The sequence below is a fragment of the Neobacillus kokaensis genome, assembly GCF_014656545.1.
In the GTDB taxonomy this organism is placed as follows: domain Bacteria; phylum Bacillota; class Bacilli; order Bacillales; family Cytobacillaceae; genus Neobacillus; species Neobacillus kokaensis.
In genome coordinates this window covers 20,947-34,127 of record NZ_BNDS01000040.1, presented here as the reverse complement: position 1 = coordinate 34,127, position 13,181 = coordinate 20,947, and the positions used below count along the sequence as shown (strand labels likewise).

The 13,181-nt window shown below is 35.3% G+C and carries 14 protein-coding genes and 4 pseudogenes; 13 read left to right on the top strand and 5 right to left on the bottom strand.

The window, feature by feature from the left end; all coding sequences use genetic code 11:
- Positions 1–4 precede the first annotated feature (4 nt).
- The 7 genes from IE222_RS24640 (at position 5) to IE222_RS24610 (ending at position 4,618) form a co-directional block, all read left to right on the top strand.
- Positions 5–445, top strand: a complete 441-nt coding sequence (locus IE222_RS24640) for a cell wall hydrolase (protein WP_191277038.1) — start codon at positions 5–7, stop codon at positions 443–445.
- A 345-nt stretch (positions 446–790) separates the two neighbouring features.
- The gene (locus IE222_RS24635; RefSeq protein ID WP_191277033.1) at positions 791–1,045 is read left to right on the top strand and encodes a DUF1292 domain-containing protein; all 255 of its coding nucleotides are present in this window, start codon (positions 791–793) and stop codon (positions 1,043–1,045) included.
- Between the two features lie 323 nt (positions 1,046–1,368).
- The gene (locus tag IE222_RS24630) at positions 1,369–2,043 is read left to right on the top strand and encodes a hypothetical protein (RefSeq protein WP_191277032.1); all 675 of its coding nucleotides are present in this window, start codon (positions 1,369–1,371) and stop codon (positions 2,041–2,043) included.
- A gap of 154 nt (positions 2,044–2,197) precedes the next feature.
- Entirely contained in the window at positions 2,198–2,653 is a 456-nt protein-coding gene (locus IE222_RS24625; RefSeq protein WP_191277031.1) for a DUF4304 domain-containing protein, read from the top strand.
- Positions 2,654–3,359: 706 nt separating this feature from the next.
- Positions 3,360–3,665 carry a DUF4870 domain-containing protein gene (locus IE222_RS24620; protein ID WP_191277030.1) on the top strand — a complete coding sequence of 102 codons (306 nt, stop codon included), beginning with the start codon at positions 3,360–3,362 and terminating at the stop codon, positions 3,663–3,665.
- A gap of 96 nt (positions 3,666–3,761) precedes the next feature.
- Positions 3,762–4,028, top strand: coding sequence for a DUF4030 domain-containing protein (locus IE222_RS24615; RefSeq protein ID WP_191277029.1), 267 nt, complete (start codon positions 3,762–3,764; stop codon positions 4,026–4,028).
- 137 nt (positions 4,029–4,165) lie between these two features.
- Entirely contained in the window at positions 4,166–4,618 is a 453-nt protein-coding gene (locus IE222_RS24610; RefSeq protein WP_191277028.1) for a GNAT family N-acetyltransferase, read from the top strand.
- A gap of 743 nt (positions 4,619–5,361) precedes the next feature.
- Here IE222_RS24610 and IE222_RS24605 read toward each other — a convergent pair.
- Both IE222_RS24605 and IE222_RS26780 read right to left on the bottom strand, forming a co-directional pair.
- On the bottom strand, positions 5,362–5,661 hold the full coding sequence (locus IE222_RS24605) for a hypothetical protein (RefSeq protein WP_191277027.1): 300 nt from the start codon (positions 5,659–5,661) through the stop codon (positions 5,362–5,364).
- Positions 5,662–5,906: 245 nt separating this feature from the next.
- Positions 5,907–6,309: pseudogene (locus tag IE222_RS26780) on the bottom strand (DUF3888 domain-containing protein).
- Positions 6,310–6,627: 318 nt separating this feature from the next.
- Between IE222_RS26780 and IE222_RS24595 the strand changes: the two are divergent.
- Positions 6,628–7,197: a dienelactone hydrolase family protein gene (locus IE222_RS24595; RefSeq protein ID WP_191277026.1), complete on the top strand. Its 570-nt coding sequence runs from the start codon at positions 6,628–6,630 to the stop codon at positions 7,195–7,197.
- 304 nt (positions 7,198–7,501) lie between these two features.
- Here the strand turns inward: IE222_RS24595 and IE222_RS24590 are convergent, their stop codons facing one another.
- On the bottom strand, positions 7,502–7,645 hold the full coding sequence (locus IE222_RS24590; protein WP_191277025.1) for a hypothetical protein: 144 nt from the start codon (positions 7,643–7,645) through the stop codon (positions 7,502–7,504).
- A 282-nt stretch (positions 7,646–7,927) separates the two neighbouring features.
- On the opposite strand from IE222_RS24590, the pseudogene IE222_RS26995 reads away from it, so the two are divergent.
- Positions 7,928–8,032 (top strand): annotated as a pseudogene (locus IE222_RS26995) (hypothetical protein); the annotation flags it as partial.
- A 401-nt stretch (positions 8,033–8,433) separates the two neighbouring features.
- Positions 8,434–9,453, top strand: coding sequence for an alpha/beta hydrolase (locus IE222_RS24580; protein WP_191277024.1), 1,020 nt, complete (start codon positions 8,434–8,436; stop codon positions 9,451–9,453).
- 169 nt (positions 9,454–9,622) lie between these two features.
- Here the strand turns inward: IE222_RS24580 and IE222_RS24575 are convergent.
- Positions 9,623–9,902: pseudogene (locus tag IE222_RS24575) on the bottom strand (IS1595 family transposase); the annotation flags it as partial.
- A 7-nt stretch (positions 9,903–9,909) separates the two neighbouring features.
- On the opposite strand from IE222_RS24575, the pseudogene IE222_RS24570 reads away from it, so the two are divergent.
- Positions 9,910–10,182, top strand: a pseudogene (locus tag IE222_RS24570) (IS1595 family transposase); the annotation flags it as partial.
- Positions 10,183–10,255: 73 nt separating this feature from the next.
- Here IE222_RS24570 and IE222_RS24565 read toward each other — a convergent pair.
- On the bottom strand, positions 10,256–11,260 hold the full coding sequence (locus IE222_RS24565) for a DUF3231 family protein (protein ID WP_191277023.1): 1,005 nt from the start codon (positions 11,258–11,260) through the stop codon (positions 10,256–10,258).
- Between the two features lie 484 nt (positions 11,261–11,744).
- Here IE222_RS24565 and IE222_RS24560 point away from each other — a divergent pair, with 484 nt between their 5' ends.
- Together IE222_RS24560 and clpP are read left to right on the top strand one after the other, a co-directional pair.
- Positions 11,745–12,443 (top strand): sigma-70 family RNA polymerase sigma factor, encoded by a 699-nt coding sequence (locus IE222_RS24560; protein WP_191277022.1) that lies wholly within the window; start codon positions 11,745–11,747, stop codon positions 12,441–12,443.
- A 31-nt stretch (positions 12,444–12,474) separates the two neighbouring features.
- Positions 12,475–13,059, top strand: a complete 585-nt coding sequence (gene clpP, locus IE222_RS24555; RefSeq protein ID WP_191277021.1) for an ATP-dependent Clp endopeptidase proteolytic subunit ClpP — start codon at positions 12,475–12,477, stop codon at positions 13,057–13,059.
- The last annotated feature ends 122 nt before the right edge of the window (positions 13,060–13,181 follow it).

Below are 13,181 nucleotides of genomic sequence, written 5' to 3'. Positions count from 1 at the left end.
TGAAATGGCAAGAGTAAGGGCTAGAAGTCATGAAGTAGATGAAATGGCAAGAATGATGAGAGCAGAAGCAGAAGGCGAAGGAAAGCAAGGAATGTTATATGTTGGAAATGTAATAATAAATCGTGTTGTTGCAGAATGCTTAGATTTCAAAGATGTAAACAATATTCATGATGTAATATTTCAAATACAAGGAGGAAATTATTCTTTTGAAGCAGTGCAAAAAGGGAATGTTTTTTATCAAAGATCAAGAACTTCTGAAAGAAGATTAGCACAACAAAATATAAATGGTTGGAGAGTTCATCCTGCGAGATATGCTCTTTGGTATTTTAATCCACATGCTCCATGCCCACCAACATGGTATGGTCAACCTCATACTGGTCAATTTAAAGAACATTGTTTTTATGAACCAAAACCTGGAACATGTGATAGTGTTTATAGAGGTTAAGCTTACTCTTTGAGTAAGCTTTATTACATAATTAGAATATTTACACAAAATAAAACTTTTAGTAATAGTTTTTATCCAAGAAAGCAAGATTGTGAAATATCGTACTTAAACTAACGGGTGCTATTCTTCAAGAAGGAGAATAGCTCTTTTTTATTGAACTAAGAGGCAGGTTAGTGGTAGTTTGAAACCTCAGATAATTTGGTTATATATTAATAATAGTATGTTTAATGTTTAAATCTGGATTTCCTGCATGAATCTAGTCTTCTTTGGAAATAAAATGATTATGAATCCTTCTAAACGATCATTAGTGCAAGACAATTTTTCAAAAAGGAGAGGGGCTATCTCATGAAAAACATTGAAGTAGGCGAAATCTTTACAAATGACCAGGGTGAGGAAATTGAAGTGCTGGCAGTGGTACATATGGAAGGGACAGAATACGTTGCAGTCGGCTTTGTAGAGGATCTTCAAGAAGAAATCGAGGAAGACATTGATATTTTCTTTTTAAAGGTCAACCAAGATGGAGACTTCACAGCCATTGAAAACGACGAGGAATTCGACAGAGTTTCTTCAGCTTTTGATGAAATAATGCAAGAAGACTAATACTTTGACAGAACAAAAAAGGGAATATGAAAACCTTGCTCATGCAGGGTTTTTTGTTGTTCAGCAATAGCAATCGTGCACCATTCTAAAGCATACTGGAAAAATGACTTAATCATTACATTTGCTCAATCGTTGATAATTTCTATATTGTTAGCATTTTTCTTATAAAGCCTTATGAAGTTAAAGAGTAAGTTAATCCAGGAAGGATTAACCTGCTTTTTTGTTGAATTTCTTATTGAACGAACGGTCAGTTTAGTTTAAGAAGGAAACGTGTTAAATTTAGGTTAAAAGATCATAAGGGAAACAGGAGAAAGGATTCTTTTATGCTAAATATTCATTTTATGGATTGGGGAAAAAACCGTCCCAAAAAACACTATAAACGATTACACGAAATGAGAATTTTTGAGTTGATATTTTCATCTAAAATTACTGAATTAGGTGTGGGGTTATCTGATTTTAAAAGTATTAGTGTATTCTGTTTGGCAAATTCCATTAAGACAGTTTCCTTTGACGAGGATATTGCAATTGGGGATATTAAAATATTAGTTCCCTATGACTATATGTCTTTTTTGAAATTAGGTTCAACAGAAGATAAATTTCAAGAGTTTTCTGAGTTAGTTAGACGTTACATTGTACCTGCAATTAAGAAATATTCAAAATTACCAACTTCGATTATTGAGTCTTATGTTGAAGAAGCCCTTAATCAAATTGTGAAACAAAACTTTGAAGCAGTTTTTATTGTTGATAAAACACCTAGAAAAAGTCCAAGTCGTAAAAAAATGGCTATCTTAAAGGGAATTCATCGTTCAGAAGGCTTTCATTTAAGGTGCGAGGTTTATAATGAAAAAGGTCTAAGGATTATTGACGAATTATTGGTAGAAGAGGTTGGAAACGAAATTGTGTATGCAAGGTTTTTAGGCACGCTCAAATGGGAAAAAGAAAACCTAATCCTAGTAAAATCAAAGTCAAGTAGTTGGAAGGCTGAACTATGTCTATGAGTTATTCGGCCAACGGTGCTTATGTTGAAGATTAATGATGCCAATGAATAGGCGGCTTTTCTTATTGAAGTAACTGGGCAGTTTAGTTGAAGAAGGTATATTGGGATATAATAGGATTTGATAAATGTAAGTAATCATAAAAAGGGGTTTTTGTATGGCTTCTGGGCGTGATGAAATGATTAAAGCACTGAAATCAATTCTTATTCCATTATTAAGAGAGAAGGGATTTAAAGGTTCTTTTCCTCATTTTCGAAGGATTTTAGAAACCCGAATTGACCTTATTTCCTTCTTCTTTGACAAGTATGGTGGTGGGTTCATTGTTGAAATAGGTGCGTCACCAGCCAATGGTTTTACAATTAAGGGTGGACCTTATTTTCCACCAAATAAAGTAAACACAACTCACCACGTTCCTTGTATACGACTTGAACCAACGGAAGACCAAGACTCTTTTAGATATGACGAAGAACCCGTTCCACCTGACATTTTTACAAAATTAGCCTATGAGGTTGTATCTCTTTTACCTAAAGCTGAAGAATGGTGGAATTCAGATAAAATAGCTCAAATTATAAAGAAAAAAGCGAAACAACAAGGTGACATAAATTTTGATTGAACATATCCATTGTTGTTGAACTAAAGGCCAGATTAGCTGAAGAAGGAAAAAGAAAATAAAAGTAGAATTTATTTAAAGGATTGAATTTGTTATTCCGAGCCAGAATAGTTAAACAACGATTGATTAATTGGGAGTTAGAAGATGAAAAATAAAAAAAAATAGAGACGGCTTTTTTAAAGATACCTTAATTGAGTTTATATTTGAAGTGGTTTGGAACATCTCAATGTTTATACCAAGAATGAAAATTCGCTTAATAGGGAACATTTGGTGAAGTAGTTAGTCAAAATAGAGCTAACGAGGGCGATTGCAAATAAGAGCTGTCGTTTTTTTACAAACAAGACAGCATTCCTGTAATAAATGAACTGTAAAAAGGATAAGTTTGTGAATAAACGCACTTAAACTAAAGGGTGCAAGAGTTCAACAAGGGGCTGCGGCGGCGGCTCTTTTTCTTGTTCCACTAACGGAACAGTTTAGTTGAAGAAGAAATTCTTAACTTGTTCCACAATCGGGCCATATAGTGGAGTAATCTCAGTAGCTGGAAAATGTAAAAAAATAGTTCGCATACTGGAATTTTGATTTGAACTACGACCAAAGTCGTATAACGATTTAGTTCAAAGCCTGATGTAATATTCTAACCAAAACTTTATAATTATTAATGAATAAAGGTTTAATTAAATATTACGATACAAAGAGGAGTAAATTTTAAATGGAAAATAAGGGATTCAAAATATTGATTCATGCTAGTACTTGGTTTGCACCTATACTGGTTCCCATTATCACATATTTTATTATTTCAGATCGAGAAATTAAAAGCTTATCCCTACAGGCTTTGGTATTTCATATTGTGATTGGTATTTTAATCTCAGTGTCTGCTTTTTTTTCTTGGATATTAATCGGGATTCCATTCCTCATTATTTTTGGACTTATTGCTATAATAGCTCCGATTGTTGGAATTGTTAGAGCATTTAATGAGCGTCCTTTTCGATATCCTATTATTGGATCATGGTTTTGATTTAATCTAAACGAATCTAATCGTTTTAATGAAGATGAATAGTGGTATTTAAATCACTTAATCTTCATAAACACCATGCCACCGTGATTCATGCGAATGTTAGCTCTGCACGGATACACGATTGCTGATGGGCTTATGGCAAAAAAAGAGTTTAAAGTTACAGGGGTAGGCTATAAGGATAAACCGTTGAGCTTTATTATAACTACCTCTGTCTTAAGTTCTGATCCAACAGCTAAAGCACATGGAACTAAACTCGAATCTCTGATTGTTGAATTTCTACAATCCGAGGAAATATCGCCAATAGTAGATAACGAGCCTTATGAAATTACAGTAAATAGTAAAGACAATAAGAAGATAAACTGAAGAGCAAAGGCTGCCAAGCTTGACCTAACCAAGAACGGGAAGGTAACTGTGGCAGCTTTTCTTATTGAAAGGGCAAGGTTTGTTCAACAAGGAAATGATAAAATGAAAGAAAATACAGTTATGTAGGGGAAAGTAATATGGTTATTCGTAAACTAAATATTAATGAAGAGCCTCCAATGGATTTGTTGTTATTAGCTGACCCTTCTAGACAGCTCGTTGAGGAATATATGCAAAGGGGAGAGTGCTATGTAGCTGAGAGTGATGGTCAAATCATTGGGGTGTATGTGCTACTTCCGACAAGGCCTGAAACGGTGGAGTTGGTAAATATTGCGGTAATAGAAACCCACCACGGCAAAGGCTTGGGGAAACAACTAGTATTGAATGCAATTGAAGTAGCTAAGTCAAAAGGATACAGAACGATTGAAGTCGGTACTGGAAATTCAAGTATAGGGCAAATAGCCCTTTACCAAAAATGTGGTTTTAGAATTACTGGTGTTGATATAGATTTCTTCATTAGGCACTATTCAGAAGCAATTTTTGAAAATGATATACAGTGTAGGGATATGGTGCGATTATCTCAAGATTTGTAGATTAAAAAGGAAATTCCTTGTTGCACTAATGGGTAGCTTGATTTCAAAGTTGATTGCTGCGGCAGTCTTTTTTCTTGTTGAACTAATGGGTCAGGTAAGTGAAATAAAATAAACCTAATTCCAAATGAAAATTAGCTTAATATTATCCTTCAACTTCTTTATTATGAAACAAGTTTTAGCCCTATAGCTGAAGCTAACACCATTGTAATAAATACCAACCTCTTCCAATTTTTAGACTAATTCAAGCCTAAAATAATGGACATGATGTTTGTATTTATAGAGATTGTGAAGGAATGTACTTACACTTACGGGGACAAGAGTTAAAGAACAGGGCTGTCGTCACGGCAGCATTTTTCTTGTTGTGCTAATGTTGCAGGTTAGTTTAAGAAGGAAATTTCTAAATTTTGCATCGTCGAAGATAGTATAGGTATTAATTTGGGAAAATGTGCTTATCCACTAAAAAAGCATATCGGAAATGACAAATTTGTATCTTAAACCCTGAGACGATGTTAAAATGTTCTTCTTTCATGATCGGGTGCTTTAGTTTAACATGGCCATTAAAACGTAAATACAGAAAACTCGCCAATTGATTTATGTAAGTCCTTTTTAAATTCTTCAAGTGTCATCAAAATTCCTCCTTAAAATAAAAAAGCTCATCCGTAGATTAGCTCAATTATGAAATATTTATTTATCCATGAAATGATTTCTAATTTGTTCTGAGAGCGTTCCAGCAACACAATGGTTTAATATACGATAAGGACACTGCCATCTTCAAGTATCTGAATGTCTTGGTGACTTCTCATAAATTTAAATGCATTGGTCAAGACACCTTTTTCTTCTAGTTCCTTTTGACCGAACTCATAAATATAACGATCTACTATCAAGATATAGAAATAACAATTTTGTTCTTCCACCGGCTCAACCGTCGTTAATACAAAGTCAATTCCATATTTTGCTTCAAACCATTGATAGGCTTCCTCATGACTTTGGAAAGATGGTAGTTTGGCTTCTTCTTCCCGTGAAATAAATCTTGGTACTTCCATAAAAATCCCAACCTTAAACTCCAATTTGAGTTCTAATTTCTACTCATACTTTTGTATTCGCTACTCCTATCGTTTATACCTTTAAATCAGACGAGTTTCTTCAATTATATATATATATATATATATATTACAAAAAAACGCCCCATTGGGGGGAAACCCAGGGCGCTTGCTAACTGTGGCGATATCATATTCTTATTGTGCTAATCGTTGCAGGATAGTTCAATAAGCCAGTTATAAATATGTAATTATTCTTGAGGATATTTATATGTGGTTAAGTGGGTATGATTTATCATTTTCACCTCAGGTCCATAAGAAATTCTATAAGTCATTCGGTCCTTCCCTACTGGAACGTGGTGTCCACCATCGGTAGGCTCAATATCAAATGTTATTTCCAATATAAAGCCACGAAAGTGTTTCTATCACTTCAATTTTCCATGGATCTACTGAAGGTGAAAAGTCCTTTAAAATCTTCGGATAATAATAGTTATGCAAATCTTCGCTAATATATGGAGCAAGCATGTTTATAAGCATGTCCTGTAATCTAAGTTCTTCACAGTCTTGAGTTGGTTTAGTTGATAATACAGTTGTTGTTTGAAAGGAAACAATAAGAACAATCGATAGTATAAAAGCGGTTAGCGTCTTTTTCATTCCTATTAATACACCTCATTAATTGTATTATTGTCATTTCTGTATATGGAATGTATTTATTGAACTAGCGAGGGAAAATTTAACAAGTAACACTTAGAGGCGTTGCTTTGTTACATTAAAAATAAAATTCTTGTCTAAGGCTTCCGCTTAAAGCAAGATACGGTAAGGTTTATCAACTATAGGTGCAGGATCATTGAATAAGTAAGGAGTGGGTCTTATAAAGGTAGATATTTCTAAATCGTAAAGTTCTGGAAGGTCAAACAGGCTTTCTTGTCGAAACTTAGAAATAGGAAATTCATCAAATTGGAGGAAAAACCAATGGCAGAAGTTTTGTTGTTACACCATGTTTTAGGCCGAACGAAGGGGATTGACGCAATCGCCGATCAACTGAGAGATGCGGGTCATACTGTGCACGTCCCAGATTTATTTGAAGGCCGCTTATTTTCCACGCTGGAGGAAGGCTTGGTTTTTGTGAAGGAAATCGGATTTGAAGAAGTGACGGCGCGCGGCGTTCGGGCAGCCAGCGAGCTTTCACGCGATGTCGTTTATGCTGGTTTTTCACTCGGTGTCCCGGCAGCACAGCAGCTCGCTCAAACTCGTGAAGGTGCCAGAGGCGCACTGTTTTTTCATGCCTGCCTCCCGACCTCGGCGTTCGAATCTCAGTGGCCGGCCGACTTGCCTGTGCAAATTCACGCCATGAGTGAAGATCCTTTTTTCGTTGAAGACGGTGACATCAACGCGGCCCGTGAGCTTGTGGCGTCGGCCAATCACGCTGAACTTTTTCTGTACGAAGGCAAGGAACATCTCTTCACCGACAGCAGTTTACCGTCTTACGATGCTGACGCGACGAAACTTGTGATGAAGCGGGTTCTCGACTTTCTCGCATAATTGTTAACCAAAAAAAATCAGCAGCTGGGACATAACTAGACCAAAATAGTAAGAAAAGCGCAGAGCGCCTGTTTAAAACCATAGCGACTGGAGCAAATCAACTGAGATAATGTAATCACGGTGAGCTTGCGAACCAATGATGACTTATCGGTCAACCAGAAAAATCTGGCTAACCTTATATTACGAACAGGCGCATTACTTGAATATCCTACTAGATTGAAAGCAATTCTCAATATAGAGAATTGCTTTATTTTGGTCTTATTCTATGCAATATCCATTTCATTTACTCTTCTTAAGATATTTATCACAATTCATCCCAATATAAAAAGATATACTCTGGTTCATGCTCTTTTTTCAACTCATCGACACTTGCTATTATGTCTGAAGTTTTCTGTTTATTCGTGCGTAAAGTATTACTAGCGTTCTGTTTTAAATCCTTTTCATCCATGATATACACTCTCCTTTTTAGCTTAGTTTGTGTTCTGTTCCTCTTCTTATTCTTGTCTTTGCAGGAATGTCATCAGGAGAAATATTTAAAAGAAGAGGAAAAATGGAATGAATTATGAATATTAACTTACCTTGTTCACTCTAATATGTATGTAGGATCCTTTATTCACCCATATCAGGGAGTACACTATACTAGTCCTACTTTTCAAACGCTAGTCTAGGACAATCTAAGTTAAGAAAAGAAAGCTATTGGGATAACGCTCCACAAGTCTCTTTTTTAGGCCATTATAAGGGTGAAGCATATATAAAACCATGCAATTCCTTCGAGGAACTTAAAAGAGAAATAAGGAGTTATATGGCCTACTATAACAATTTCAATGGAATTTAAAGAAGATGACTCCTATTGAATAATCGAAATCATCTTGTAAATGTCCAAATTGTAAGCATTTGAATCAAATCGATATGAAGGAGGATTAATGGTTGAAAAAAAATAAATTAAGATATATGGCATTAAAAGAAATTTATAACGGTAATAAATCCTTATCTCATAACGATTTATTATTGATGAACAGGTCCGATTATTGGACAGGGAAGGACTAATACAAGGTGTTTTCTATGATGATGATTGAGTGCTTAGTGTGCTTTTTTTATTTAGGCTCTGTTAAAGGACTATGGTGATTTTTTATCATTGATAATTCCGCATTATCATGCTTTATCACAGCAAATATAAAGGTAATATACTCCTTTTTGCGAAATTAAATAATATAATTAAGTAAAAGGAGGCCGCCTATGTTCAGTAAAAGAGATTTTATAATTCCAAAAGAAGGTATAGATATCGTTAAAGATATTGTTATTGGTAAAATTAAACAAACTATTTTAATTCAATCTTATGATAGTTCAAATCCTGTTATGTTATTTATTCACGGAGGTCCCTCTATGCCCTTACCAGGTGTATCTTCTAGAGGGAAAGATTACACCATCATTTCAAATATTAAGGAACTTGTGAAACATTATACCGTTGTTTTTTGGGACCAAAGAGGTACAGGTAAATCATATCACGAAGATATTCCTCAAAATACGATGAGTTTTGAACAATTTTTACAAGACGCAAACGAAATGGTAGATTATTTAAAAAGTGAATTTAAAGTGGAAAAAGTGCATTTAGCGGCTCATTCATTTGGAACTTTAATTGGTATATATCTAGTGAATCGACATCCACATAAATTCTATTCCTATACTGGTTTGTCTCAAATTATCAATTGGACAGAAAATGATAAACTTTCTTATGAACAGATAAAGAAAGAAGCAATAAAAAGAAATGATAAAAAAGCCTTAAAGGAATTAGAAGAAGTTGGAGAACCGCCCTATACTGATAGTTATAAACAATGGGGAGTACTTAGAAAATATCAGATGAAGTATAATACCATGATTTATTCTGATGAAAAAATTAAACACCCTGGTCTTTTCAAAATTACATTAGATATGTTTTTTTCAAAAGATTACACATTTAAAGATTTAGTAAATACTTTTTACAAAGGATTTAAATTAATCTACTCAGATGAATTTATTAAAAATATACCAAATATAAATGTAAAGGAAGAAGTTAAAGAAATAAAAGTTCCAACCACTTTTATTCATGGTATTAAAGATTTACATGTCCATTTTGAGTTATTAGAAGAATTTTTAAAAAGTGTTTCAAAAAAAGAAAAAGCAGAGTGCATATTACTCAACAATTCATCGCATCTTTTTCATCCAATCGACACAAAAAAGATTGAAGAAATTTTAATAAAAGCCTCTGTTAAATGTTAATGCAGATTTTTTATAAGAAAAGGGACACTTGAAAATCAATGTCCCTTTGATTCATTTTAATTCACCTATAAACCAATTCGAATAATCATATTTTTAGATTTTCGTTTAATCCCACTAATTTTTTCTCCCGCATTCTATTTCTCCTCATTATTTAATTGATGAAACATAGCTATCTTAGCCCTTCATATGTTGTCTTTGTAGAAAATAAACAACTTTCCACAATCATTTTACTAACTGTTGTATCATCATTGCGGTGTTTAATAATATCCAAGAATAAAAACCAACTCAAGTAATTGTCCAGGTATTTAGTTGCCGGACCTTTGAAGTGGTCAATCCAGCCTTTAATCTGCTGTGATAGTTGTTTACATTTTGAATATGGTATAACTTTTTACTCTGTTTTTGCCATCGGATTTGAAAAGATAATACTCCAACTTTTTTTCGGCTGCGTAATTTGAACAATTTTCAGGTATCGTAGAAATGGACGAGACCTATTTACTATACTCAGAAAAGGGAAAACGAAATATAGAAGGTCGTAAATCTCGTAAGCGTGGTGGTTCCTCGAAATATCGAGGAAATAGTAAAGAGCAAGTATTTGTTCTTATTGCTAGAGACCGTCAAAAATCCACATATTCAAGGTCGCATCTTTAAATCACGTTAGTTAAAGCTATAGGCTCAAAACTAACCTCTACGAACGTTCTCTGTACAGATGCCTGGAGAGCATTTAAAGTTGAACTAATGGGGCAGGGATGTAAAACAAGGGTTTTTCTTGAAATAAAAAAATGTTCCTCCTCTAGGAAGAACATTATTTTTCTTTTGCGATTTCAGTTCTATTAGGAGCAAGCGGCTGTTGTTCCAACCATTTATTTTGTACCATCAAATCAAACCAATTTTTTGTAACCATAAGATTTTGTAGAATTGTACTCTCATACGTAGCAACAAGGTCTGTTCGCATGGCTGCTGCTAACCCTGCCCCATTATAGTTTTGGGCAGCTTGAAACAAGAATCCCATATGATACAACATTAGCTTATCCGAAAAAGGGGCCTCCTTTGAAGTTGTCACTTCTGTTTCCCAAGATTTCGGAACTGGTAAGTTATCGGCCTGCATTATTTTTGCAAATGTTTTTATTTGCCCATCAGCCGTTTTTTCGGAATCAGTTAAAAACTTTCTAACTTCTTTTGATTGAGTAACTTGACTGAATGCGATAGAAAGACATTTAGCCATAATGCTTTTTTTAAGGTTGAAAGAAATACCAATGATTTCTGTCGCTGCTAATGTTCTACTTTTTCCCCAAATTCCATCCTTGAAATCTTTGCTTGAAACAAATTCAGGGTTTTTAGATGGATAAAATAATGGGTCTCTTTGAAAATTCCCCTTTTCAAGTAATAACTCAATTGTCTGATGATACATCTTTTTCGCATCGTTGTCGCATGAATCGTAAAAATCCCTTAAATCTTTTCTAACGGAAACACTTAATGCTGAGGTGTGTCCCTGCAAACCATGCAAGGTCATGATATGCAAATAATTTAGGCAAAATATATCCGTGAACAATCTCGGGGTCCCATCAAAAAGGTCAGATTCATTAAACCCAATGGGAACGGGAAACCCATCATTCTCTATAAAAGTGACGATTTGCTGCTTTTGTTTTTCGAACATTTTAAGTGCTTCTTCAAAAAGGGCTTTAATGGCCTCATCCTCAATAATAGAAACCATATATCTATTTACTACATCTGTCATTGTACCATTCACATACTCGGCCCAAAGTGTTCCTATTTCGGAAGATGTAAGCTTTAATTCATTTTTATCCATAATTGTCACCTCATTTATATTATTAACTAAAACAACAAAAGTATGTGTTTGCTAAAATTGATTTCGGCGTAATGTACTAAGAAAACAAAGTAAAGATTGATTGTGAAGAAATATACTTAAACGATCGGGGACTTTTGTTCAATATCTCCAATTATTATGAAGGTAAAAGTATGCAGGTTTTTATTAATTACTTTCAATGTAAATAATTATTTTGTAACCATACCTCTTTTTTATATAGTTTTATATTCAAGTCAAGGAAAGAAAATTAAACTAAACTCGTTTTTAAAAGCGGCTCCAACGAAGCAGAATAAACTTTTCATTTTTCGTCAGTTAGTGGTAAGAGCTATGTCAACGGTGGTACATTTTAGTGGCAGTAATCAGGAAATATAATACAATAATCATTAATAAATTTTTTCTGCCCCGTATCTTTTCACCCCTCTTGAAACGTTAAAAGGGTAGAGAGAGTGCAAAAGGAGTGAAAACCATGTCTCACAAACTAAATGTGTCTCGGTCACATTCGGATGATGATACTTTTTGGAGCGAGCATTATCCGAAGCTGCAGCGCTATTGTCACTTCCTCGCCCAAAATAAGTGGGATGGGGATGATATTGCGCAGGAAACATTTCTAAAGGCATTAAAATATACCACTCATCCTAAGCAGATTTCCGCTGCTTTATTGAATAAAATTGCCTATCATCATTGGGTCGATTTGCTTCGGAAAAGAAAACACGAAAACATCGGGGCTGATTCTGAGGAAAGGTCTTTATTTTTTAAAAATCCGCTTGATGAAATTCCGGATTCTGTGGATTTCCTGTTGAAGCAATTCACGCCAAAGCAGGCAGTGATTTTTTTGCTGAAAGAGGCGTTCCAATACCAGGTGAAGGAAATTGCTGAAATCCTGGGAACGACGGAAATGGCGGTGAAGTCAAACCTACATCGTGCGAAAAAACGCCTGGAAAAAACAAATGATGAGGAACAGTCTTTTTCCATCAAATCGTTTTGGGAAGAGGAGGAGCGGGAGCAGCTTTCGGAGCTGTTCTATGAATCGCTTAAAAAACAAGACCCAGCCGTCCTGATAAAAATGATCCCTTCGATAAGAAGTATCGCGGAAATTCCTCAGCTTGCTTCAAATCGTCAAGTAAGAACTCACTCTCCTTCAAGCACTCTCTTGATGGCGGCATAGCCAAATTTGCTTTCAAGGAGGAGTTTTTAACATGAGCACCATTCCATACGTGATTGAACAATCGAATCGTGGCGAGCGTTCCTATGATATTTATTCAAGGCTGTTGAAGGACAGAATTATCATCATTGGCGAGGAAATTAATGATCATGTGGCAAACAGCGTCGTTGCCCAACTGCTTTTTTTAGCGGCCGATGCGCCGGATAAAGAAATCTCCCTTTATATCAACAGCCCGGGCGGCTCCACTTCGGCGGGATTTGCAATTTTTGATACGATGCAATACATTAAGCCGGATGTAAGAACCATTTGCACCGGAATGGCGGCGTCTTTCGGGGCGATGCTGCTGTTGGCGGGAACAAAGGGGAAACGGTACGCTCTGCCGAACAGTGAAATTATGATTCATCAGCCTTTAGGCGGGGCAAGGGGGCAGGCAACTGAGATTGAAATCTCGGCTCGCCGCATTCTAAAACTTAAAGAACATGTCAATCAAATCATCTCGGAACGGACTGGTCAGCCAGTTGAAAAAATAGCTAAAGACACCGATCGGGATTTCTTCATGAGCGCGACGGAGGCAAAAGAATACGGGATTATTGATGAGATTCTTTATCCAAATAAGTGATTGTAAAATGCTGTGTCCATGACGGATTCTAGTAGGGTACAGGTACACAGTGTTTAGAGAAACTCTCGAAGGATTGACCGAGGAGGAGCTTGTTACAAACCTGCACCATTGATGGAATATCA

What these genes read in the sequence shown, in the direction of transcription:
- IE222_RS24640 (WP_191277038.1), top strand. Translation starts at nt 5, where the DNA reads ATGGCAAGAGTAAGGGCTAGAAGTCATGAAGTAGATGAAATGGCAAGA.
- IE222_RS24635 (WP_191277033.1), top strand. Translation starts at nt 791, where the DNA reads ATGAAAAACATTGAAGTAGGCGAAATCTTTACAAATGACCAGGGTGAG.
- IE222_RS24630 (WP_191277032.1), top strand. Translation starts at nt 1,369, where the DNA reads ATGCTAAATATTCATTTTATGGATTGGGGAAAAAACCGTCCCAAAAAA.
- IE222_RS24625 (WP_191277031.1), top strand. Translation starts at nt 2,198, where the DNA reads ATGGCTTCTGGGCGTGATGAAATGATTAAAGCACTGAAATCAATTCTT.
- IE222_RS24620 (WP_191277030.1), top strand. Translation starts at nt 3,360, where the DNA reads ATGGAAAATAAGGGATTCAAAATATTGATTCATGCTAGTACTTGGTTT.
- IE222_RS24615 (WP_191277029.1), top strand. Translation starts at nt 3,762, where the DNA reads ATGTTAGCTCTGCACGGATACACGATTGCTGATGGGCTTATGGCAAAA.
- IE222_RS24610 (WP_191277028.1), top strand. Translation starts at nt 4,166, where the DNA reads ATGGTTATTCGTAAACTAAATATTAATGAAGAGCCTCCAATGGATTTG.
- IE222_RS24605 (WP_191277027.1), bottom strand. Translation starts at nt 5,661, where the DNA reads ATGGAAGTACCAAGATTTATTTCACGGGAAGAAGAAGCCAAACTACCA.
- IE222_RS24595 (WP_191277026.1), top strand. Translation starts at nt 6,628, where the DNA reads ATGGCAGAAGTTTTGTTGTTACACCATGTTTTAGGCCGAACGAAGGGG.
- IE222_RS24590 (WP_191277025.1), bottom strand. Translation starts at nt 7,645, where the DNA reads ATGGATGAAAAGGATTTAAAACAGAACGCTAGTAATACTTTACGCACG.
- IE222_RS24580 (WP_191277024.1), top strand. Translation starts at nt 8,434, where the DNA reads ATGTTCAGTAAAAGAGATTTTATAATTCCAAAAGAAGGTATAGATATC.
- IE222_RS24565 (WP_191277023.1), bottom strand. Translation starts at nt 11,260, where the DNA reads ATGGATAAAAATGAATTAAAGCTTACATCTTCCGAAATAGGAACACTT.
- IE222_RS24560 (WP_191277022.1), top strand. Translation starts at nt 11,745, where the DNA reads ATGTCTCACAAACTAAATGTGTCTCGGTCACATTCGGATGATGATACT.
- clpP (WP_191277021.1), top strand. Translation starts at nt 12,475, where the DNA reads ATGAGCACCATTCCATACGTGATTGAACAATCGAATCGTGGCGAGCGT.